Genomic DNA, 21366 nt, shown 5'->3' with positions numbered 1-21366 from the left:
AAAATAGGAGGATTAAAGATAATATATATTGTCAATACTATAGCTATAAACAGAGCAGCTAGTGTCATGACAAATCTGCTTCTGCCTTTGCGGGGTTTATAGCCCCGCCTTAGTTTTGCTAAATTGGATTTCAAATTATCACCTTCCTAATATCCATTTGGCTCACCACTTATATAAGTTTTATATAAACTTTATATAAGTTTTTAAAATAGTAACTGAATTGTTATATAAGTCTTATATAAGTTTTATATAACTACTTCTCATCATCATTATCCTCAAAGCTGCTAAATGCTGCTTCAAAACTATTATTTTTTAGCATGTCATCAATATTTAGTTCTTCATTCTTTTTTACAATCTCCATGCCATCAAGAATAATTTTTAATTCTTCTTTTACAATTAATCTCACTCTTTCTTCAGTAAGATTAGCTTCAGACTTACCTCTGTGCTTTTCATAAAATCTAATAGCCCTGCAAATATAATCAGACAAATTTTTCTTGTCTTTTTTAAGTAAAGTTATTAAGTCCCATACATCATCGAATTCATCTTTGACTGATATGAGCTGAGTTCTAGATTTTGCCATTATATTTTCTCTCTCCAAATAATAGATTGCCAATAACGCTTACTTCCTTAGCATCATTTAAAACATTGCTCAGCTTTGAAAACTTGGTATGAGAATTTATTTCATCCCTTATTAGTAGGGAGGTTCCACCAATAAAATTAAGCCTTTCCATAGTTTCAAATGTAATCTTCTTCTTTGCTGATTCCTTGATTATGTCATTTAAATATTCAATTTTGCACTGGCTTATAACTTCCTCAGACCCTTTAACTTTTTCGCCCCAAGACTCTATGTATCCATTTTTTAGATAATCAATTATCTTATCTCTATTAATTCCCTTATCAAACTTTGATTCCAATTTTTCTATGGTTCTATTCTCTAGCTCAGTACCCCCAAAATCTAAAGTAGTCATATATTTAACTGAACAATTTTCTACAACAACAAGTCCTATGTTGTATTTACCTATATCGATAATGCAGCTCTTACCCTCAAACAACTGAGGGTAATGAAAAATACATCCAACACTCTCAGGAAGGAAAAGAACATCAACTATCTTAAAGTTGTAAGGTATATCATTAACTGTAATCTGGATTTCCTCCTGGCTTTTATAAAATTCCATGTATTCTTGCTTAAGCTGCTTTGATTTATAACTGGTTGAAGGAATATTGTTAACAAGAACTACTTCCTTCTCCTCTGGGCCTAACATTTGAGCAATAGCTGTTAAGGTTGCAATTTTGTGAATCCTGTTCTTTTTACTTCTCTCATCTGCCGCATCTACTTCTCCTTGATTACCTAATACAACGGTACTTCCATCATATTCAACCTTGAAGCTGTCTTCACCGATTATGTCATTGTTATTTAGATCATCTAGAACAGTCATTCTTGTTTTAAAGTGATCTGTTTTTATTTTTCTATCTTCGCCTGTATATGCATACTTTGTGCTGTCCTTTCCTGGATCTACACTCACTACTTTCAAAACTCTCTCCTCCTTTTTACACATACTGCAATCTAGCCTTTTCATGTCTATCTATGGCATTGATACATGCCTCTCTAAATATAAGAACTTTTTCTCTAGCTGATCCAGTAACATTAGGATCATTTAGCTTCTTATCAAGTACTTTTAGATAATCTTTCTCCTGCTTTAAAGTTGCTTCTATCTGCTTTAACATCATTTCTCTATTATTCATATAAATCACCTTAATCCATCATCTGTACTGTTTTTGAAGGACTTTCTAAAAGCAAATCGTTCTTCTCATTTTCCAATAGTTCGCTAATTATACTAATTAGATGCTGATAATTCTTCCAATCACACGAAAAAGTAATTGTTTTCTTGAAAATATATAAGTTTTTATCAACTTCTTTATAGGTTTTACATCCTTTTTTTAACTCGAAAATGATTTCCTTTGCAACTTCCATAGTGGTCTGCTTGTATCTCTCTAATATATCTAATTGATTTTCTAAAATCTCTTTTTTAATCAACTTTTATTCCACCTTTCAATAATTTACTCAATGCCTCTCAAGAAATTATGAATCAGAATATCTTTCCAACAGAATAGTTATTTCAACAATTGTCTTTGCAATTGGCACAACATTTTCACAAGAGCGTGTCTCTAAACATTTTTCTTGTGCAGATAGCAGTATTTCTATCTGCTTTTCTAAAATCTCTTTTTGGTTCAATCTACTCACCACCTAACTATTTGGTTTTAAAACCCTATCATGATATAATAGGGCTAGAAAGTTTTCTTAATGCCCTTTTCTAAAGGGTCTCTTTTTTTGTGTAAAATACAGCTTTCATGATTGCCTTCCCTTTCTATTGATAGTCATAGTTTCTAGCTTCTCTTATGTGGAAGCTTCTTATATACTTGTTTCCATGGACATCTTCAGCATACTCAGTCTCAATAACAACATCTGAATAAAATATCTGATATGCAATCTCTATATTGCCCATGAATATCTGTACAAACATATAACTCTTATCGCTATCATCACATTCAAATCTAAAAATCTCTATTCTGCTAACAATATTTTCTTTAAAATACATATCAGATAAATGCACATTGGCTCTTCTAGAAACATCAATCTCAGTAATATTTTTTGTCTCATTATTTCTGCTGTGCTTTCTAGGCTTCATTTCTGCCATTTTGAATAATCTCATCTCTTTATCCATGACTTCGTGACCTCCCTTTTAAAATCTCATCTTGAAAACACTACTGATAATGTTGCTCCTGCCATTTCTTGAAGTTCTTTTGTGACTTTGTTCCACTGGGACTCTTCGTGTTTTTCTATCTTTCCATCACAAGCAATTTTGATCATAGATGATTTTATATTTTCAACATCCTCTGATTCTTTTTGTAGTAATAGAATTGACTGTGCAATATTGTCAATATTTATCTTTGGCAAACACTTCTTTCCAAGCTCTGAGGAACATCTTAGATGTTCATATCCCAACCATTTAGCTTCATATACACTAACCATTTTTTCAACTATGTAGTTATTTGGAATTGGTTTTAGTGATTCATAACCTGCTAATGTCCTAGCACCTATATTCATCAACTGTGCTGCTTGTTCTTGGGTTAATCCTGCATAGTTTCTAGCTAATTTGTATATGCTCTTGCATGATGATTTCATTCTATTTCACCACCTTTCGAGGTAAAATAATAATAAGAACAATCTCACTTGTCTGGAAGGAGCTTCTGCCTTCCTATGTTTTTTTAACTAGGCAACTCCATCTTCATCATTGGATTTTTCAGATTCTAATTCAATGAGAAATGTAGTGATTAATTTATTTATTTCTTTTTTTAATTCTTCTTCAGTTTTTTTGCCTGTATAAATTACTGTATCAGTGCCAGTAGTCATTGTTTGCCTCCTTTCGTTAATTTGCTATTTTTTAAGATTAAAAGATTAATAATGAGTTAAAATTACTTCAAATGCTTCTTGTAGTGCTGTTCTAATATCTTCTACTGGATAGTAATTATTACTTAGGCTTATTGTTATATTTAAGCCACCAAATACAGCACCACCATCTTTGCCAAAGATATCGAAGTCTATTTCTAGGTTTACTGGATATTTCTCTATTTGCATTTTTCATAACCTCCTTGACTGTCTAAATTATGGGAATAATAAATATTTATGGTGTTATTGTTGATTAAAAATTTCTTTTACTCTTTTTTTCCAGAGTTTTAAAGTTTGTATTTCATTTTTTAAAACTTCTATTTGCTGTTCTGGAATTTCGCCATCCAGTTCAGCAACCATTTTCTTTAACTTTGCAATAGATTCATTTGCTTTTTTTAGACTTTTATTTAGTGATTTATCATTCAATTTTTTACCTCCTTTTAGCAAGGTTATAAGTACTGAAACTCTGACATTTTCTGAATCTTAGCTCTTGTATTCTCTAATACTACATATGCGTCACCATATGTGATCTTAGATTCTTTCATAAGCTCAAAGATTTCATCAACTAATTTTTCAGCCTTTGCTTCAGTAATGGATTCAAATTTTTTAATATAATATCTTTTAATTTTGGCTTCTTTGCTTAGCTCAATAGGATTGTAAGTTTGTTTATCAGGTTTTGTTTGCACTTTTGCTAGCCTCCTTTCCATAATTTACAGCTTTTCTAAGCTGATAAATTTATTAAAATAATATTAAAGGCTACTCACGACTAAATAATTCTGTAGCTCTTACACCTAATGCGTGGGCCAGCTTGCAGATAACTACATATGAAACATTTGTCTTTATGCCATTTTCTATTTCTGATAAATAGCTTTTTGATACTTGGGATTTTTTTGCTAGTTCTGATAGTGATAAGCCTTTTTGGGTTCTTGTTTCTTTAATATAGAGAATCATAATTTTCAGCTCCTGCTAATATTTACATCTTTTTATGTGTTGTCAAATACCAGATAAATAATTATGCACTCGTATGAAAAGTATCGTTTATGGAAACTTTATTGCCAAAAAAAATATCTTCTATTTTCATTCCCAGCATTTCAGAAATTTTTTTTGCTTCATCTAGTGAAAACTTAATTATCCCACTTTCTTTTTTATAGTATGCTCCTTCAGTCTTTAATCCTAAAAGCTTCTTCATATGAGAAGCAGATATTGATTTGCTTTTTCTGATTTCTCTTAGGTTATCATACATATTCTTCCCTCCTTTAAAAAGTTTCCATTATGGATACTGTTATTATAGTATCTTTTTTGGAAACTGTCAATAGTTAAATATTAAAAATATTCTTTTTTGGATACTTTCTTTAGTTTCCATTTTGGATAGTGTAAAATATCTATATAAGAAATTGGAGTTGATAAAATGAATTTTCAAAGCAGACTAAGGCAATTACGAAAAGAAATGAATATGACTCAAGAAGAACTTGCTCAAAAGTTAAACATCACTAAGGCAAATATATCAAAATATGAAACAGGTAGAATACAACCTAATATTGAAACATTAACTTTTCTTTCTAACTTTTTTAATGTTTCTATTGATTATTTACTTGGTAGAACAGACCATAGAAAATTAATCATAAATCCTGAAGGTAACTTAGATAATCAAAATAATAAATATAAATCATATGATGAAATTTCAAATAAAATTAAAAATAAATTAGTAAATGAAGGACTTATAGAATTTGATCAACCTATTCCTGAAAAATATCTAAATATCATGATGGATGAATTTAGAGAAAAATCAAAGGATCGTTTATTAAGTTGGAAAATTATTGATAGGATTAGAAAAAAATTGATGGAAAATAATATTTTAGATGAAAATGATCCCATTACTCTAGATATTATTGATTTAATTTTTGAACATGGTGAAAATGCTGCTATAGAAATATTAAAGTTAAAGAAAAAGCACGATAAATAATAAAATTTATCATGCTTTTTTTATTTTGTATATGAAGTTATTAATTATATAATCAACTTCTTCATCTTTTAAATTTTGTATATTTCTCAAAACACTCATCAAATCTTCCTCTTCTATTTTGTCCAATAACAGTTCCCCCTTTTGATTTTTACCAGTGGCAATTCGGCGAACTCGTGTTCGTGTTTTGTTATGTATATTTTACCATTAGTTTTTATTTAATTCAATAGATTTGTTCGGTTATTATTTTGTAAAATGATTTTATTTTATAAAAAATTCGCTATTATTTTATTATTCGACTTGTTTTACTTGGTTTCGACATGGGTGGTGTATTATACTAATAGTGTTTTAGAGAGTTTCTATATAAAAGTCTCGCTAGTTTCATTATTATTGTATTACATAATATAAATAAATAACTTTTATATAATAAAAATAAACTCACCGCATTTAAAATTTATTTAACGAGGGGGAATAGTTATGAAAAAAATTTTATTGAGTGTATTTCTTTTTTTAGTTTTCTTTGTAGTTTTGATGGAAGCTCCAATTATAGCTTTATTAATGATAATAGGAACTTTTTTCTATTATAAAAAGAAAAAAGCTAATAAAAATTTAGATAGTAATAATTTAGCTAGTAATAATTTAAATAATGAATTTAATAATGATAATCCTGATAGTAAATTGACTATTGAAAATCTTGATAATGAATCTCCATCTAAAAATTCTAATCATATATATTTTAATGTTGCTGGAATTTCTAAAACCAATGACCAAAATCAAAATATTCAAAAGCTCATAAAGGGCTTTGTGAAAGAACACATAGAAATGGTTGGATATAGATATGAAGATATGACTAAAAAAGAAATATTAGAATCTTATGAGAATGTATATGAAGCTGACATATATGGTGATCATGAAATAAAATTTGAACCTGAACCAGATAACCCATATGATCCTAATGCTATAAAAGTAATACACGAAGATATTGGCCATATAGGTTATGTCCCTAAAGATATAAACAAAAAAGTATTAGATATTATTTCTTCTGATTATAACATCGAATGGAAATTAATAGGCGGAAAATATAAATATGCCGATATCGATGATGACGGTAATGAAAAAGTAATAACTAAGACTTTGAACTATGGAGTTACTATTGATTTATACTATTAAAATTAGATATAAAATCCTAACTTAGTTATGTTATTTTACTTATCTTTTTCAAATTTAGCCATTGACCGTAATCCATGGTAATGATATATCTGAAAATACTTTTTAAAATATAATTGTCGTTAATTTTTTGGTTGGGTAAAACAAAACGGGGGTTTCTTTTATGGATTGTTCTATAAAAAATATAAAAGATGATTTATGTACAGCTCTAGTAAATCAAAATAAAGATTTAGTTATTGACTTAAGTGAACTAAGTTTAGATTTAGTTTTTGATGAAGGGTTAACTAAGGATATACCATTATTAAGGACTATATCAGCTATATATAAGACTGGTATAAATATAAAAGACCGTCATTTTACAAAAAAATTAATTGCATTTATAAATGATTTTAATCAGACTACTATTACAGAAAAGAGATACATTGAATTTAGGACTAAAATGCAAGATACTAATTATAAAGTAAAAGCTATTGAAGATTTAATAGTAATAATTGATAGAGCAAGGAATTATAAGAAAATTAAATGGATTACAAACTTATTTAAAAGTTATATAGAAAAAAATATAACTTGGGCTGAATTTTGTGAGTTCTGTGATTATACTGGATACCTTGTAATATCAGATTTACGATTATTAAAAAAGCTGCTAGACGCTGGTACAGGTGGTAAATGTTTAAGCTACCCTAGCAATAAGAATGAAATCAGTTCTGCTTATAAATTAATTAACTGCAATCTCGTATGTATAAATATGACAACTGATAATTTCTTAGGTACTACCCCTGTTACTACAATATATTATATTACTGATAATGGAATAAAATTTATTAATTCTATTAAATAGATTTAGAATGATTTAGTCAACTGATACAGGAGTTCCCAATACAAGTTTTTGAAATTTTAGGTGTAATTTTGTTGTTTTTGTAGATAGTGTAAAATATCAATATAGCGATTATAAATATTAAAGTTAAAGAAAGAGCACGATAAATAGTAAAATTTATCATACTTTTTTTATTTTGGGAAATTTTCGCTGAAACTGTATTAGTCGTCTCGTTTTGATATATTTCGACACTGTAAATCAATTATAATATTGTATAGGATAATTAACATATATCGACATTTTAGAATTGTAAAAATATTTATAGATTTATAAAGGGGCGATTATATGAATTTATCAAATGAATCATATGAGTTGAAAATTAACTATCAAGAGAATACTATTAATCCTGAAAAAATATTCTCTACAATGTCTCAACTTATATGCAATATGAAAGAACTAGATAATTTACTTATAAATTCGTTCCCTGTATCTATTAAAACCGATGTTGTTTTAGAAAACATTGAAGTTGGTTCATTAAAAGCAAGATTTAGAACAGTTCTTGAAGCAATTCCTGATGAACTATTAGCAGATTTTAGTTTTACTAAACTAATTGGACATTTTTCTGTTAAAGCTAAACATAAAATTATTGAACACCTGAGTAAAAAAGATACAATTGAAAATAAAGCCCATATTGAAAATATTAAAAATGATTTACAACAACTTGCTAAACAGAATTTACAAAGAAACATATCAATTCCGCAAAAAGAATTATTACTTAATTTAAGTAAAATATCAACTACTATGCAAGAAATAGGAAACCAAAATACAGCAATTTATATCAGTAGTAGTGGTTCTACTGCCATAAATAAGAATTTTCATTTATCCATTTCACAAATCGAAGAACTACTTATTCAAGAAGTCAAAACAATAAAATCAGATATAGTTTTACAAGTAAAAAAACCTGATTATTTAGGAAGTTCAATGTGGGAATTCTATTATGAAAATCATGTAATCCATGTCAAAATTAAAGACACTAATTGGCTTAAAAAATTTCAAGATGGAGAAATTGATTTGCGTCCAGGTGATTCATTAAATGCAAAAGTTGAAATTGAAATGCTAATTGATGAAAATGGGACTTCTATAAAAGAAAATTATATGCTTTTAAAAGTAAACAAAATACTTAAGAAGTATATTGGTGAACAAATTAGCTTTTTTTAAAATCACTAATTTTTTTTGTGATTGAACAACTACTCTCTATATTATTCATGTAACAAATAATTCTATAATAAAATATTTACTAAAATAATGTTGCTAATCTTTTTTCTATGTTTCAACGTCGGTTGTATATTATATAGGACACGGGGACAGGTTGGCTGTCCCAAAGAAATATATAGTTTATAGGGACAAATAACCTGTCTCTTTGTCCCTACATTTCTCTTTCTTTCCTTGGTTTCTTTTTTGTATACTGTAAATAGTAAATTTATGATTTCAGTAAAATTTATATACATTTGAGAAACAAAAGTTTCTTTTCTATCAATTTCTTATATAATGTAAATAAAATTATAAAAATATTAAGGTGATTTAGTGTGAAAAAACAATTTGGAGATAGATTAAAAGAACTGCGATTAGAGCTTGGATTAACCCAAGAACAATTAGCCCAAAAATTTAATACTGGAAAAGCTTCAATTTCTCACTATGAAAGCAATAAAAGATTACCTGATGCTAGTACTATAGAAAAGTTCGCAGATTTCTTTGAAGTTTCTGTTGATTATTTGCTTGGAAGAAAAGATACATATTCTAGTGAAGAACTTCTAAAACATATTCCCAAAGAATACAAGAAATCATTTGAAAAGCTCAATTTAGAACAGCTTAAATTCGTAAAAAAAATGGCTGATGAAGATATTGACCCTAATTTATTAATTGATACTATGAATAAAATCAATGAGTATTATGAAAAGCTTAATAAAAAAAAACACAATAAATAGAAATATAAAAATAAAGTGGTGGTATTATGGAAAACAAAACTTTTGAACTATTAGAAAAAATGTATACAGATTTTAGTCAACGCTTTGATAAGATTGAAAATGAAATAGACAAGCTTAAAACTATAGAAAAGAAGGTTAATAAAAATACTCTGCTTCTTGAAAAGACTAATAAAGACATACAAACTATAGCAGAAGTTCAAGAAAACCATATAAATCAAAATATAAGACAACACAATGAAATTATAAATAGACTTGATTCTGACATAGATATCCTTAAAACTGCTGTTTCAAATATATCTAAGGACCTGAAATTTATTGAACACAAAGAATTTCAAAATGAAAAAGCTATTTTCAATTTAAAAGATGATCTTAAGGTTATTAAATAAAAATATAAAAAGTTGCTTGTTAATAATAAGCAACTTTTTTCATGTTTTTCTTATTTATAATATGTAAATCTTTCAATATCACTTCATCAATCTCTTCATCCAATTCTAGATACACAACTTCTTTTTTATTATTATTCAAATAATATATCTCCCTTTTGTCATTTCCAGTGGCGGGTTATCGAACTTGCGTTCGTGTTTTGTTATGTATATTTTACCACTTAGTTTTTATTTAATTCAATAGCTTTGTTCGGTTATTATTTTGTAAAATGATTTCATTTTATAAAAAATTCGCTATTATTTTATTATTCGACTTGTTTTACTTGGTTTCGACATGGGTGGTGATTTATACTAATGTTGTTTATAAGATATATTGTATATAATTGTCACAAATATTTTAGTTAGCTGACATAAAAATAAATGTTTGGAGGTATAAAATGAAAGAAGAAAAATTATTAGTAGAATTAATGGAAAGAATTAAAAACTTAAATTTTAATGATGATGTTGAATTAGATGCAATTAAGAAGAGAATGTATATGATTATTAGTAATATTTTTGGGAAAAAAAGTAAATATTTAAAAGACTTAGGAGCTACTTCATTCTATCCTATGGTGTTTCCAGCAAGTGATGAATATAAGAGAAAAACTTGGAATACAGGGCAAAACAGATTAATAAATATAACATCTACAATGTTAGATGAACTTAAACTATTTCCTAGTAAGGATACTAATGATGACATAGATAAAGAAAACTTCGATGTTAATAATCGCCAAATTTTTTTAGTGCATGGACACAATGAAGCAATGAAACAGACAGTAGCTAGAGTAGCTGAAAAAATTGACTTTAACCCAATTATACTGCATGAAAAAGAAAATAAAGGAAGAACTATCATTGAAAAATTTACTGATTACTCAGAAGTTGGGTTTGCTATAGTATTACTGTCAGGCGATGATTTAGGGGGAGTAAAGTCGGATCCACAAACTCTCAAAACACGTGCTAGACAAAATGTTATTTTTGAAATGGGTTATTTTATTGGAAAACTAGGAAGGGATAGAGTTGTTGTTTTGTATACTCCTGAAAATGATTTTGAAATGCCATCAGATTACTCAGGCGTTATTTACATAGAATTTGATAATAAGGGGGTCTGGAAGTTTGAATTAGCCAAAGAGTTAAAATCTTGTGGTTATGATGTTAATTTAAATAAGTTACTGTAGTAAATTTCTACGTCAGTTAACATGGGCTTGAACGACATCTGTAGAAAATGTTAGGGTAATTCATCGACGTCGCAAAGCCTAAGAACGTTATGTAACATTAGAGCTTAGAGATTATCATAAGCAAGGAATGATTATAATAAGCCATGGGGACGGTTCCTGTGGCTACTTTGTATTGCACTACAAAATCAATAACAGGTCTCACCTCCCCTATTTACTCATTTAAATTATTATCCCTACTTGTTGAAACCCATGTATCTTTTTGTTTGGTTAGTTCCATCTCTTCAGTCTTTCTCTTTTCTAGCAATAGATTATCGAACTATTGCTGGTTTTTATTATATATATTTTCCACTTGCTATTTTTTATTAAATAAATTTACTTGATTATTATTGTGTAAAATGATTTTATTGTATAGAAAGTTCGCTATTTCTTTATTGTTCGACTTGTTTTGCTTGGTTTCGACATGGGTGTTGGTTTATAATAGTATTGTTTGAGAAATATCTGCCATTGACAAGGCTATTTTAATATTTTTATCATAGCTTCTTAGGTATACAATGTAATTATGACAAATATATAACTTTATCAATTATTAAAGCAAAATCTACTCAAATACTAACTTTCATTTTAGGTGGGAATGTTATGAAATTTATTAAAAAATCAGTATTATTTCCGTTGATTATATGTTCAATATTTATTTCAATAAGTTTTGCCCAAGAAAATGGAAATGATAAATTAAGAGAATACTGTGAAAAAGTTCCTATAGAAAATGCTATTGGCCAAATATTTATTGTTGGATTACCTGATGTTGATTATACAACATACAGAGATAGGTCTATAGTTGATACTTTAATAAATGACATCGCAGTTGGTGGCGTTATGCTAAACACTTATAACTTTTATATAGATAAAAATATTTACGATAAAAAAGGAAAGGAATATTATCTTTCAGAAATAACAGAAATGATCAATTATCTCCAATCTAAAGCTATAAAAAGTAAATTAGGCATTCCTCTATTTACATGTGTTGATTTTGAAAGCAATTACTCATCAATAAATAAAGGAATTAAATTGCCACCGTCAGCTTTAACAATGGGACATACTAATAATACCACCTATGTAAAAGATACTGGTATCATGGTTGGTAATGAACTAACAACAATTGGTATAAACATGTTATTTGGTCCAGTATTAGATACACCAGAAAATGTTAATGGAGAATATGATGATACATTGGTAAATAGATACTTTACAAATAGACCTGATATGACAACAAGTATAGCCTCTTACTATATTAATGGGTTAATTGAAAGTGGAATTATGGTTGTAGCAAAACACTTTCCAGGCTATTGTGATTTAGGTAAAAACCCACATAGTGGTATTCCAATATTTTCAGGCAATTCAAAAACAATACAAAAAAATATTACTATATATAAAAATCTTAAAAATTCATTAACTGGTATTATGTCTGCTAATTATTATATAGAAAAGCTAAGTACAGAAATACCATTAATGTTACATAATACATTTCCTGATTTTTTGGTATACAATGATGATTTATGTAATAACGGTTTCAATGTTACAGAAACAGATTTGAGTAATAAAATAATTATTACTGATGATTTGAGTAATATGCAAATTGTTGAAAACTATAAAAAGAAAAATGATTATACTTATTCTGATATAGCTATTCAAGCATTTAATGCAGGACATGATATGATATTATTCTCACATTTTGGAGAAGATGGTTCTATTAAAAATTTTGAATTAGAAGATTTTAAAAAGATAATCAAGGATATGACATGCCATATAAAATCAAATAAAAAAGCAGAAAAACAATTTAGAAATTCTCTTTATAAAATTTTAAGTTGTAAGAATAAATATGATGGACGATTAAACCAAAGTTACCCAGATTTTAAAAAAGCATGGACTAAAGGACCCTATAAGAACATACAAGATCATGTTGATATTTCATTTTTAAACAAAAAATATAAAAGTAATAGTGATTTAGTTTTTAAAATGATTGAAGATGGATCAGTATTATTAAATCAAAATAATCAAATAAGCATTAATGGTTCTAGAGTTCTTATAATAGGATCAAAGCCACATATGATAAAAGATGGGATTAGTGGATTAGTTAAATCTGTTGATTGCTTAGATATAGCAACATATTATGAGTCTAAAAATGAATTAAATGAAGTAATAACTAAAACAATTAGTGATATTAAATCAAAAAGTACAGATATTGATCTAATTATTTTTATTGTTGAAAGTGTTGACCATGGGACTATTATAGAGACCTTATATTTAGAAAAACTAATAAATGAGGACAATACAATAATATTAAATCACACAATTCCAACTGTATTGTCAAATGAGATTTTAAAAAAGATCAAAATTTTTAATACAATGTCTAGAATCACCGAGTCATATGAAGTAGATAAGGTTTTTCTAACTAAACCAAAGAACTGGAATGATGAATTTCGAATAAACCTTGGTTATAATAAATCAATTAATGATGTATTGCAAATCGATTTCAAAATTAACCCTTGTGAATTGAAGGACAACCTACCAATTTTCATGACACATAATGAAGAAAAGTTTAATGAGCAACTTAATGATGTAAAACAGAAGAACTCGACACTATTATTTGAAAAATTTCAATTGACTTCTAGAATTGAGAATAAAATAACAATTATTGATAGCCTGCAGAAACAAAATAATAGAAAAAATACAATAATTATAGTTTTATTATTGTTCTTACTTATAACATATCGAGAAAAAATATTTAAGCTTTTGGAATCATTTTGTAATATTATTAGATATAAAATCAACTTAAAAACTTTAAAACAATTGTCAGACAAAATGTCATTAGTTGGCAACTACTTAAGCGGACTAAAAACTATGGGAAAGGTAATTCTTTACATAGTAATTGTAATATTAATTGCCTTTGGATACATTACAATTAAATATCCTGAGGGTACTTCTATCCAAAAAATAATACAAACTTAGTAATAATAAGTGAGATTTTCTGCTAACTTTTTAGGACAAGGGGACAGGTTAACTCAATGTCGTCAACTTAAGAAAAAGAAAGCCATGGGGACGGTTCCTGTGGCTTCTTTTTACCACACTACAAAATCAATGATAGCTCTATCTTCCCCTATTTACTCATTTACCCTATCATCCTTAACCTTCCTCTTTTCTAGCAGCAAGTTTTAGAACTATTACTAGTTTTTCATCATGCATATATTCCACTTGCTATTTTTGAATAAATAAATAAATTTATTTGATTCTTATTCTCTAAAATGATTTCATTATAAAAAGCTTGCTATTTCTTTATTGTTTTACTTGATTTCGGCATTGATATAGGTGTATACTAATGTTGTTTTTTTAAAATAAAATGAAATATTATTTTTATAGGAGGATAAATTTTATGTTTAAGAATAAGACTTGGCGTATTCCATTAGTATCAATTTTCACAGGCATAATTATTTCTAGTGTTAGTTCTTTTACTGCATATATAATGGCTAGAAACACAAATGAGTGGACAATTTCTATGGGAAATTATCTTTTTTTGACTGAAATGATACTTGCTATAGTCTTATTTTTTATCACGGGTCTTTTCTTTTTACGTGATATGAGTAAAAAAGATATTATGAAATCAGCTGTTATTGTAGTGGTATACTCCATTGTGATTATATGTATTGAACAGATACTTATTCATATAGGCCAATATCCTTCTATTTTGATATTTTCTTTTGTACCTGTAGAGCTGTATTCAGTTATACATCAATTGTTTTTAAGATTTACAGGATTACCTTTATGGATAGGCTTAATTCCAAGTATATTTTCTCCATTTTTATATGTTGTATTTGGAAAAGACCAGCTAGAAACGTAAGAAAATTGTGTACAAATGTTATTTTCAAGAAATATTGTTTATATATGTTGCAAATGCTTTAGTTGGGTTAAATTAATCCGCTAGGTTTTTAACACCCGAATAGAAAAAAGCCCATTTAAAAAATTCATTATAAAAAATGATTATGAGCCAGTTAGGAGAGATAGAATGCATAAGAAAAAGTATAATATAGAAGGTATTCCAGTAATAGAATGGGGAGAAAGAAAATCCCATGTCTTTATTGCAGTACATGGAAACATGTCTAATAAAGAGGATACAGTTATTGAATTACTTGCAGAAAATGCTACAAAAAAGGGTTATCAGGTAATAAGTTTTGATTTACCTCAGCATGGTGAACGTAAGGATGAAGATATACCATGTAAAATACAATTTTGTGTACAAGATCTTAAAAAAATAATATCTTATGTAAAACAACATTGGGAAAATATAAGTCTTTTTGGGTGCAGTATGGGAGCATATTTTAGTCTTTTAGCATATAGAGAAGAAAATTTAAGGCAATGTCTCTTTTTATCACCAGTTGTGGATATGGAACGAATCATTAATAATATGATGATGTGGTTTGATATAACACCTGAGATGTTAAAAGAAAAAAAGGAAATTCAAACGCCTATTGGACAAGTTCTTTATTGGGATTATTATAATTATGTAAAGGATCATCCAGTAGACACATGGGAAACTGCTACTTCAGTTCTTTATGGTGCTAAAGATGAGATGTGCGAATTTGAAACAATAGAGAATTTTGTTAAGCTATTTCATTGTGAGCTAGAAATTATGCAAGAAGGCGAGCATTATTTTCATACTGATGAACAATTAAAGGTGTATAATAATTGGCTGAGTAAATGCATCATAGAAAGGTAATATATTTCAGTAGAAGCCAAGGGTAAAGTTACCGCGGCTTCTTAACTTATATGCAAAGGACTAGAGGACAGCTTAACTGTCCCAAAGAATTTATAGTGTATGGGAACAAAAAACCTTCCCCTTTATCCTTGATAAATATTAAGGTATTATATTTACTTTATTTATTCTCCCTGTGAACATTCAATCTTCTTTTCATATCTATATAATAAAAAGAAAATTCCAAAGGCTATAAAGCTTGAAATCATATCATATATATCAAAGGGACTATTTAAGAATTTGTCATGTATCACTTCTGATAAAAGTAATGCTATATAGCCTCCAATCAATATAAAAACAAACTGTTTGCAAGATATTTGTTTTTTAAACACAACTGAATAGATTTCCTTAGCTAACATTGGAAGCAATAACCCTACTCCAAAATTAGGAGCAACTCCAATCATAAAAGCTATAGTTCCGTTTAATTCAATATTTGAATCCCTTATAAATATAGTTAGCATCCATACCATTGCTCCAATTAACCCTAATATTTTTGTCAATCTCATTTTTCTATTTTTCAATTCATCACCTTTTATAAATCTTTCCATGCTTCATCCTCCTCAGGTCTTAGCCAATCCTTAGCTAAACTTTCTTCACTTGCTAACGTTATATCATCTATTTCAAAGTTTTTGTTTTTCTTTTCTTTATATTTAATGAAATCTATATAATCTGCAACTTCCTCTAAAAGATGGGGAGGTAATTTTTCTATTTCTTTAACTATTGCCTCTTTACTTATCATAAAATCACAAGCCTTTCATGCTATACTATTACTTTTATTATATCACGTACATACATAATTTTTTTGAATTGCACAAAATCAAATAGCAGCCCCCACATACAACTTCTCAATTCAAACTTAATCTTAAATTTCTGCAGCTAACCTTTTTTATCACTCTGACAAACAAAAGCTTTCCACCTCTACTGTTCTTCTCCCCCCTTCTATTTCCCCCAAAAAAACATTATAATTAAATAAACAGATTATCAAAGTAGGTGGTATTTTATGAACGTATGTATATATCTTAGAAAATCTAGAGCTGAGGAAAATATGTCTGTTGAGGAAGTTTTGAGTAGGCATAAGACTACTCTTTTGGCTTATTCTAAGAAGCATGATTATAATGTTTTGGATATAAAGGAAGAAGTGGTTAGTGGAGAGTCTATTGCTAGGCGTCCTAAGATGTTAGAACTGCTTGGGGAGGTTGAGGATAATAAATATGATGCTGTATTAGTTATGGATATGGATAGGCTGGGCAGGGGCAATATGCGTGAGCAAGGGCTTATACTAGAAACCTTTAAGGAGTTCAATACCAAGATCATCACTCCAAGAAAGACTTATGATCTGACTGATGAATTTGATGAAGAGTTCTCTGAGTTCGAGGCTTTTATGGCCAGAAGAGAATTAAAGATTATTAAGAAACGTCTTCAGCGTGGTAGGCTTAAAAGCCTTGAAGAAGGGAATTATATCAGTCCTTATGCTCCATATGGCTATGATAAAAAAGATAAGACATTAGTTATAAATGAAGACGAGGCTAATGTAGTCAGATTAATCTTTGATTTGTATGTAAACCATGGATATGGTGATACTAAGGTGGCAAGATATTTGGAAGATAAAAAAATTTCTAATAAACACGGTAATACAGCCTGGGATAAAACTACCATTAGAAAGATGATTCAAAATCCAGTTTATATTGGTAAGGTTGCATGGAATAAACGTGTGTACAAATACCAGCCCAGCGGTAAAAGAACCAGTAAGTTTAGAAATAAGGATGAATGGATTATTCATGAGGGTAAACACAAAGCTATTATTGATGAAGATATATTCAATAAGGCCCAGGTGCTATCCAAGGAGAGATATATTCCCCATGTTCATGTAACTAAACAAATTAGAAATCCTTTGGCCAATCTTATAAAGTGTGGATCATGTGGTGCCACTATGACTACAAGAACAGCCAAGGGTAAAAAGGATAGTATCAGATGCTATAAAAGCTGTGGGAATAAATCCAGCTACATAGAGCTTGTTGAAGAAAGGGTTTTGAGTATTATCTTGGATGAGCTAAAAAGGATTAAGTATGAATTTGAACGAGAAAAGGCTGAAATAAATACTACTGAGATTGAGGTTTTAAAAAGTTCTATAAGATCAAGTACTAGAGAAATTAATACTCTTAAGCAGCAAAAAGAAAAGCTATATGATTTATTAGAGCAGGGTATATATGACAATGATACCTTTTTAAATAGAATGAATACCATATCACAAAAGATAGATACCGCAAATAACGACATAAATAGACTTCACAGGCAATTATTTAAGCTTAAGGAAGATAAGTATATGGAGAGTAATAAAATTCCTCATATAAACAATTCTATTGAGCTTTTAGAGAATACTTATTATAATCTAAGTGCTGAAAAGAGAAATAAGTTCTTAAAGACTATTATTGATAAAATTACTTATTTTAAGGATAAGGATGCTTCAAAAAGTGAATTTAGTTTAAAGGTTAGTCTAAATATATAGCCTCCCTAAAGGCTGAAACCTTTGGAAATACTATGGTGGTATGATGGGTCTGTCAATGGAATGAAGGCGGTTTCTACTGTAGTAATGAATAGAGTCAGAGTTCCTTATGGGGAGTATCATAGAGTAGGTCAAGGTGATATAAGAAAAGTAATATATCAAAAGGGACAGTTTGACTGTGTACGTTCAGTAATAAGAGGTGTCCCCAATCCCCAAACTGTTTGGGCCAATCCCCCTGAACAGATACATTATGAAATAGCAGACTGGGCATTGTCCGGGAATCGATTATTTACAGTTGGATACTCCCTATGGTACTTTAATCCTTTTAAACCTACATGCCCATATACTTTCCCTAGGAACGGAACTGGAAATTTTCAAGTTAGGGTAGGTGAACACTGCTTCTATAATCCTACTGAAAAATATGCACAAACTTAAAATATATATAATTTAGGGAGGTTTCAAATTAATGTTTCCAAATTACTATTTTAGAATGCCTATGTATCAAATGATGAATAATCCTATTGGTGAAAATGTTATGATGGGGTTACCTGCTGAGGACGAAGATTTCAGAGAAGCTCAAGATGTTCCTATGACTGGATTTGGTACTGGAGCACCTGATTTTGAATTCGAAGCAGGCCCCTCAGTACAAGATGATATCAACTATACACAAGGATATTTGAGAACCAAGATCGGTAGCTATGTTAAAATCGAATTTTTAATTGGTACAAATCTATTTATTGACAGGGAAGGAATATTACAAAAAGTAGGAATCAGCTATGTAGTTATAAGAGAAGCCGGTACTGGTAATGAACTAATGTGCGATATTTATTCAATCAAATTTGTAGAGTTTTACGATAACAATAATACTAATAGTCCAAACAGCCCCAAAAAGCGTTAGAATTTGAAATGCCAGCACACAATTAATGCTGGCATTCATTTTATTATCTTTAGTCATTTAGTTTTAAAAATTTCTTTTCTCTTCTTAAAACACCTCTAGAATAGCTTGTTTCATAGGTCTTATGCTTTCCATAGTATGCCTTTAAGTTATAGGGACCTCTATTGTATTCTGATAGTATTCTATCATAATTTTCTCCATAGGATTCTTTCAAAACACTTAAATAAATTACACCAAGACCAATATTATACTCAGGCTCAAATATACGTTCGGGATCATATTTTAATCCTAATTTATAACCATATTTCTGTGCAAGCCACTTTTCAGTAGAAGGTATAATCTGCATATACCCTCTATCATTATGACTACCTACCTCAAATTTATTGAAATTACTCTCAAGCTTAATAACCGCTAAAATTAATGAAGGCTTTATATTAAACTTTTTAGAATACGCAGCTATTATTGCAGAGGTTTCAAAATTAAGAGGAGTACTTTTTTCTATTTCCTGTACTTTACTTAAATCACTACTCATATCTATATTTATATACTTTTGCAATCTCTTTAATTGATTCAAGATTTTTTGTTTATTTTTAACCTCCGACAATAGCTCCTCTAAATCCTCTATCTTTTTATCAATTTCACCAGATAAAATATTGTGTTCTTTTTTTATCTCCTCTGCCTTAGATATATTAATTTTATAATCTTCTTTAATTGAATATCGGGCATAACAAATATATACAGCATTTATGAGTATAATTATTAGAATCACAATATTAATTATTTTTTTAGCTTTAATATCAATCACTCCTTTCATCCCAAATTATTATTTTATTTATCGGAATTTTAATTTTTGTCTTTTCTGACCCCAATATAAAAACACTAATAGTCAAAAAACTTTTAGTGTTCTCGAAAAATGATTATAATACATCTAAAATTAATTTGCAATATTTTCTAATAAATTTAGCTATATTTTCATGTTAATGTTAAATTTACCTTTACTTTCTTTCAATTATACTATATATTTTTAAGATGAATATATAATACTAAGAAATGATATAACATAATAAGGACTGAATTTATTATGGACATAAATAAATTAATTAGAAAGATAATACTGATACTTTTTCTTCCCCTTGGGATAATCATATCTTTTCTTGCCTCACAAGCTCCTCAAACAATTGAAAAGATTTATTCTAACAATATTTACATATTCATAGGACAAACAATAAGTGTGATTACAGGTATTCTTCCCTTTTCCCTTGGTGAGATTTTATGCTATTTTACAATATTTTATTTTATTTTAGTACTAATAAAAACAATTTTTAAAGCTCTTAAAAAAAATAATAAAAGAATCTATATATTGCTAAATTTTTTTATAAATACTTTAGTTTTTATAAGTATAGCTTATTTTACTTTTATAATGGTTTGGGGATTAAACTATCATCGTCTTCCTTTTTCAGTTATATCAGGTTTAGATATAAGCCCTGCTTCAGTTAATGAATTAGTTATGGTATGTGATAATCTAATAGAACGGGGAAATAAACTTCGTAGTAAAATTAATGTAGACTCTTTCGGTGTAATGGATTTGACCTACGATTACAATAAAGTTTTTAGTAAAGCCTCAAGGGGATATGAAAAGGCTTCCTATTTTTACCCTGAGCTTATTGGTAATTACGGAAATCCCAAAGGAGTAATTTTATCTAGAGGAATGTCCTTGTCTGGAATCTCTGGAATATATTTTCCCTTTACCTTCGAAGCAAATGTTAATACAGAAATACCAGATTCAATGCTTCCATTTACTACAACCCATGAAATGGCCCATCAACGGGGCTTTGCTAGAGAGGATGAAGCAAATTTTATAGCTTATATTACCTGTAGCTTGCATCCGGATCCTCAATTTAAATACTCCGGGACTCTCATGGCTATAATTCATTCCATGAACACCTTATCTAAATATGATAAGAAAAAATATCTTCAGCTTCAAAATAAATATAGCAAAGGAATTGTTAAGGATTTAAATTATATTAATAAATTTTGGAACAAATATGAAGGTCCAGTGGAAAAAACCTCTAGAAAACTTAATAATGCATATCTTAAATCAAATTATCAACAAGATGGTATTCACAGCTATGGTAGAATGGTGGATTTATTAATTGCTGAATATAGACAAAAAAACAAAGGTAATTAAATCAC

The 21366-nt window shown here is 28.6% G+C and carries 30 protein-coding genes; 14 read left to right on the top strand and 16 right to left on the bottom strand.

What is annotated here, in order from left to right; translation table 11 throughout:
- Nucleotides 1–253: 253 nt before the first annotated feature.
- From B5X81_RS08330 to B5X81_RS08280, 13 genes are all read right to left on the bottom strand, one after another.
- On the bottom strand, nt 254–580 hold the full coding sequence (locus tag B5X81_RS08330; RefSeq protein WP_079490899.1) for a hypothetical protein: 327 nt from the start codon (nt 578–580) through the stop codon (nt 254–256).
- Nucleotides 567–1523, bottom strand: a complete 957-nt coding sequence (locus B5X81_RS08325) for a ParM/StbA family protein (protein WP_244282053.1) — start codon at nt 1521–1523, stop codon at nt 567–569. Before B5X81_RS08325 ends, B5X81_RS08330 begins: the two co-directional genes overlap by 14 nt.
- A gap of 25 nt (nt 1524–1548) precedes the next feature.
- Nucleotides 1549–1743 (bottom strand): hypothetical protein, encoded by a 195-nt coding sequence (locus B5X81_RS08320; RefSeq protein ID WP_079490897.1) that lies wholly within the window; start codon nt 1741–1743, stop codon nt 1549–1551.
- Nucleotides 1744–1753: 10 nt separating this feature from the next.
- Entirely contained in the window at nt 1754–2035 is a 282-nt protein-coding gene (locus B5X81_RS08315) for a hypothetical protein (RefSeq protein ID WP_079490896.1), read from the bottom strand.
- Between the two features lie 45 nt (nt 2036–2080).
- Nucleotides 2081–2233 carry a hypothetical protein gene (locus B5X81_RS27330; RefSeq protein WP_170917330.1) on the bottom strand — a complete coding sequence of 51 codons (153 nt, stop codon included), beginning with the start codon at nt 2231–2233 and terminating at the stop codon, nt 2081–2083.
- Between the two features lie 133 nt (nt 2234–2366).
- On the bottom strand, nt 2367–2723 hold the full coding sequence (locus tag B5X81_RS08310; protein ID WP_079490895.1) for a hypothetical protein: 357 nt from the start codon (nt 2721–2723) through the stop codon (nt 2367–2369).
- Between the two features lie 26 nt (nt 2724–2749).
- On the bottom strand, nt 2750–3184 hold the full coding sequence (locus B5X81_RS08305; protein WP_079490894.1) for a helix-turn-helix domain-containing protein: 435 nt from the start codon (nt 3182–3184) through the stop codon (nt 2750–2752).
- A gap of 87 nt (nt 3185–3271) precedes the next feature.
- A complete protein-coding gene (locus tag B5X81_RS27325; RefSeq protein ID WP_170917329.1) occupies nt 3272–3412 on the bottom strand; it encodes a hypothetical protein in 141 nt (46 codons plus the stop codon).
- 45 nt (nt 3413–3457) lie between these two features.
- Nucleotides 3458–3637 carry a hypothetical protein gene (locus B5X81_RS08300; RefSeq protein WP_079490893.1) on the bottom strand — a complete coding sequence of 60 codons (180 nt, stop codon included), beginning with the start codon at nt 3635–3637 and terminating at the stop codon, nt 3458–3460.
- 54 nt (nt 3638–3691) lie between these two features.
- A complete protein-coding gene (locus B5X81_RS08295; protein ID WP_079490892.1) occupies nt 3692–3874 on the bottom strand; it encodes a hypothetical protein in 183 nt (60 codons plus the stop codon).
- 23 nt (nt 3875–3897) lie between these two features.
- The gene (locus tag B5X81_RS08290; protein ID WP_079490891.1) at nt 3898–4134 is read right to left on the bottom strand and encodes a hypothetical protein; all 237 of its coding nucleotides are present in this window, start codon (nt 4132–4134) and stop codon (nt 3898–3900) included.
- 70 nt (nt 4135–4204) lie between these two features.
- Entirely contained in the window at nt 4205–4399 is a 195-nt protein-coding gene (locus tag B5X81_RS08285) for a helix-turn-helix domain-containing protein (RefSeq protein ID WP_079490890.1), read from the bottom strand.
- 61 nt (nt 4400–4460) lie between these two features.
- Nucleotides 4461–4691, bottom strand: a complete 231-nt coding sequence (locus tag B5X81_RS08280; protein WP_079490889.1) for a helix-turn-helix transcriptional regulator — start codon at nt 4689–4691, stop codon at nt 4461–4463.
- Nucleotides 4692–4856: 165 nt separating this feature from the next.
- On the opposite strand from B5X81_RS08280, the gene B5X81_RS08275 reads away from it, so the two are divergent.
- The 10 genes from B5X81_RS08275 (at nt 4857) to B5X81_RS08230 (ending at nt 15739) form a co-directional block, all read left to right on the top strand.
- The gene (locus tag B5X81_RS08275) at nt 4857–5411 is read left to right on the top strand and encodes a helix-turn-helix domain-containing protein (protein WP_079490888.1); all 555 of its coding nucleotides are present in this window, start codon (nt 4857–4859) and stop codon (nt 5409–5411) included.
- 474 nt (nt 5412–5885) lie between these two features.
- Nucleotides 5886–6578: an HIRAN domain-containing protein gene (locus B5X81_RS08270; RefSeq protein WP_079490887.1), complete on the top strand. Its 693-nt coding sequence runs from the start codon at nt 5886–5888 to the stop codon at nt 6576–6578.
- 160 nt (nt 6579–6738) lie between these two features.
- Nucleotides 6739–7413 (top strand): hypothetical protein, encoded by a 675-nt coding sequence (locus tag B5X81_RS08265; RefSeq protein ID WP_079490886.1) that lies wholly within the window; start codon nt 6739–6741, stop codon nt 7411–7413.
- A gap of 321 nt (nt 7414–7734) precedes the next feature.
- Nucleotides 7735–8607, top strand: a complete 873-nt coding sequence (locus tag B5X81_RS08260) for a hypothetical protein (RefSeq protein WP_079490885.1) — start codon at nt 7735–7737, stop codon at nt 8605–8607.
- A gap of 368 nt (nt 8608–8975) precedes the next feature.
- Nucleotides 8976–9374, top strand: a complete 399-nt coding sequence (locus B5X81_RS08255) for a helix-turn-helix domain-containing protein (protein WP_079490884.1) — start codon at nt 8976–8978, stop codon at nt 9372–9374.
- Between the two features lie 26 nt (nt 9375–9400).
- Complete coding sequence (locus B5X81_RS08250) at nt 9401–9760, top strand: hypothetical protein (protein WP_079490883.1); 360 nt, start codon at nt 9401–9403, stop codon at nt 9758–9760.
- Between the two features lie 434 nt (nt 9761–10194).
- Nucleotides 10195–10971, top strand: coding sequence for a TIR domain-containing protein (locus B5X81_RS08245; protein ID WP_208985024.1), 777 nt, complete (start codon nt 10195–10197; stop codon nt 10969–10971).
- 636 nt (nt 10972–11607) lie between these two features.
- Nucleotides 11608–13977, top strand: a complete 2370-nt coding sequence (locus B5X81_RS08240) for a glycoside hydrolase family 3 N-terminal domain-containing protein (protein ID WP_079490882.1) — start codon at nt 11608–11610, stop codon at nt 13975–13977.
- A gap of 421 nt (nt 13978–14398) precedes the next feature.
- Nucleotides 14399–14863 carry a hypothetical protein gene (locus B5X81_RS08235; protein WP_079490881.1) on the top strand — a complete coding sequence of 155 codons (465 nt, stop codon included), beginning with the start codon at nt 14399–14401 and terminating at the stop codon, nt 14861–14863.
- Between the two features lie 165 nt (nt 14864–15028).
- Nucleotides 15029–15739 (top strand): alpha/beta hydrolase, encoded by a 711-nt coding sequence (locus B5X81_RS08230; RefSeq protein ID WP_079490880.1) that lies wholly within the window; start codon nt 15029–15031, stop codon nt 15737–15739.
- A 161-nt stretch (nt 15740–15900) separates the two neighbouring features.
- Here B5X81_RS08230 and B5X81_RS08225 read toward each other — a convergent pair whose 3' ends face one another.
- Together B5X81_RS08225 and B5X81_RS08220 are read right to left on the bottom strand one after the other, a co-directional pair.
- Complete coding sequence (locus B5X81_RS08225) at nt 15901–16323, bottom strand: hypothetical protein (RefSeq protein ID WP_079490879.1); 423 nt, start codon at nt 16321–16323, stop codon at nt 15901–15903.
- Nucleotides 16308–16514 (bottom strand): DUF2281 domain-containing protein, encoded by a 207-nt coding sequence (locus B5X81_RS08220; protein ID WP_079490878.1) that lies wholly within the window; start codon nt 16512–16514, stop codon nt 16308–16310. The genes B5X81_RS08225 and B5X81_RS08220 overlap by 16 nt, the downstream gene beginning before the upstream one ends.
- A 261-nt stretch (nt 16515–16775) precedes the next feature.
- Between B5X81_RS08220 and B5X81_RS08215 the strand changes: the two genes are divergently transcribed.
- The 3 genes from B5X81_RS08215 to B5X81_RS08205 are packed head-to-tail and all read left to right on the top strand — an operon-like array spanning nt 16776 to nt 19176.
- Nucleotides 16776–18281, top strand: a complete 1506-nt coding sequence (locus tag B5X81_RS08215; protein ID WP_079490877.1) for a recombinase family protein — start codon at nt 16776–16778, stop codon at nt 18279–18281.
- Nucleotides 18282–18302: 21 nt separating this feature from the next.
- Nucleotides 18303–18713: a cell wall hydrolase gene (locus B5X81_RS08210; RefSeq protein WP_244282035.1), complete on the top strand. Its 411-nt coding sequence runs from the start codon at nt 18303–18305 to the stop codon at nt 18711–18713.
- Nucleotides 18714–18744: 31 nt separating this feature from the next.
- A complete protein-coding gene (locus tag B5X81_RS08205; protein WP_079490876.1) occupies nt 18745–19176 on the top strand; it encodes a hypothetical protein in 432 nt (143 codons plus the stop codon).
- A gap of 49 nt (nt 19177–19225) precedes the next feature.
- Here B5X81_RS08205 and B5X81_RS08200 read toward each other — a convergent pair whose 3' ends face one another.
- Nucleotides 19226–19978, bottom strand: coding sequence for a lytic transglycosylase domain-containing protein (locus B5X81_RS08200; RefSeq protein WP_170917328.1), 753 nt, complete (start codon nt 19976–19978; stop codon nt 19226–19228).
- Nucleotides 19979–20254: 276 nt separating this feature from the next.
- Here B5X81_RS08200 and B5X81_RS08195 point away from each other — a divergent pair, with 276 nt between their 5' ends.
- Entirely contained in the window at nt 20255–21361 is a 1107-nt protein-coding gene (locus B5X81_RS08195) for a DUF3810 domain-containing protein (RefSeq protein WP_079490874.1), read from the top strand.
- The last annotated feature ends 5 nt before the right edge of the window (nt 21362–21366 follow it).

Origin of the sequence: Maledivibacter halophilus, assembly GCF_900167445.1 — a bacterium.
Lineage (GTDB): Bacteria > Bacillota > Clostridia > Peptostreptococcales > Caminicellaceae > Maledivibacter > Maledivibacter halophilus.
This window is presented reverse-complemented; position numbering and strand designations above follow the sequence as displayed.

Excerpts from the sequence above, each read along its gene's own strand:
- B5X81_RS08330 (WP_079490899.1), bottom strand. The coding sequence starts at position 580 with ATGGCAAAATCTAGAACTCAGCTCATATCAGTCAAAGATGAATTCGAT.
- B5X81_RS08320 (WP_079490897.1), bottom strand. The coding sequence starts at position 1,743 with ATGAATAATAGAGAAATGATGTTAAAGCAGATAGAAGCAACTTTAAAG.
- B5X81_RS08310 (WP_079490895.1), bottom strand. The coding sequence starts at position 2,723 with ATGGATAAAGAGATGAGATTATTCAAAATGGCAGAAATGAAGCCTAGA.
- B5X81_RS08305 (WP_079490894.1), bottom strand. The coding sequence starts at position 3,184 with ATGAAATCATCATGCAAGAGCATATACAAATTAGCTAGAAACTATGCA.
- B5X81_RS27325 (WP_170917329.1), bottom strand. The coding sequence starts at position 3,412 with ATGACTACTGGCACTGATACAGTAATTTATACAGGCAAAAAAACTGAA.
- B5X81_RS08300 (WP_079490893.1), bottom strand. The coding sequence starts at position 3,637 with ATGCAAATAGAGAAATATCCAGTAAACCTAGAAATAGACTTCGATATC.
- B5X81_RS08285 (WP_079490890.1), bottom strand. The coding sequence starts at position 4,399 with ATGATTCTCTATATTAAAGAAACAAGAACCCAAAAAGGCTTATCACTA.
- B5X81_RS08280 (WP_079490889.1), bottom strand. The coding sequence starts at position 4,691 with ATGTATGATAACCTAAGAGAAATCAGAAAAAGCAAATCAATATCTGCT.
- B5X81_RS08275 (WP_079490888.1), top strand. The coding sequence starts at position 4,857 with ATGAATTTTCAAAGCAGACTAAGGCAATTACGAAAAGAAATGAATATG.
- B5X81_RS08270 (WP_079490887.1), top strand. The coding sequence starts at position 5,886 with ATGAAAAAAATTTTATTGAGTGTATTTCTTTTTTTAGTTTTCTTTGTA.
- B5X81_RS08265 (WP_079490886.1), top strand. The coding sequence starts at position 6,739 with ATGGATTGTTCTATAAAAAATATAAAAGATGATTTATGTACAGCTCTA.
- B5X81_RS08260 (WP_079490885.1), top strand. The coding sequence starts at position 7,735 with ATGAATTTATCAAATGAATCATATGAGTTGAAAATTAACTATCAAGAG.
- B5X81_RS08250 (WP_079490883.1), top strand. The coding sequence starts at position 9,401 with ATGGAAAACAAAACTTTTGAACTATTAGAAAAAATGTATACAGATTTT.
- B5X81_RS08245 (WP_208985024.1), top strand. The coding sequence starts at position 10,195 with ATGAAAGAAGAAAAATTATTAGTAGAATTAATGGAAAGAATTAAAAAC.
- B5X81_RS08240 (WP_079490882.1), top strand. The coding sequence starts at position 11,608 with ATGAAATTTATTAAAAAATCAGTATTATTTCCGTTGATTATATGTTCA.
- B5X81_RS08235 (WP_079490881.1), top strand. The coding sequence starts at position 14,399 with ATGTTTAAGAATAAGACTTGGCGTATTCCATTAGTATCAATTTTCACA.
- B5X81_RS08230 (WP_079490880.1), top strand. The coding sequence starts at position 15,029 with ATGCATAAGAAAAAGTATAATATAGAAGGTATTCCAGTAATAGAATGG.
- B5X81_RS08225 (WP_079490879.1), bottom strand. The coding sequence starts at position 16,323 with ATGGAAAGATTTATAAAAGGTGATGAATTGAAAAATAGAAAAATGAGA.
- B5X81_RS08220 (WP_079490878.1), bottom strand. The coding sequence starts at position 16,514 with ATGATAAGTAAAGAGGCAATAGTTAAAGAAATAGAAAAATTACCTCCC.
- B5X81_RS08215 (WP_079490877.1), top strand. The coding sequence starts at position 16,776 with ATGAACGTATGTATATATCTTAGAAAATCTAGAGCTGAGGAAAATATG.
- B5X81_RS08205 (WP_079490876.1), top strand. The coding sequence starts at position 18,745 with ATGTTTCCAAATTACTATTTTAGAATGCCTATGTATCAAATGATGAAT.
- B5X81_RS08195 (WP_079490874.1), top strand. The coding sequence starts at position 20,255 with ATGGACATAAATAAATTAATTAGAAAGATAATACTGATACTTTTTCTT.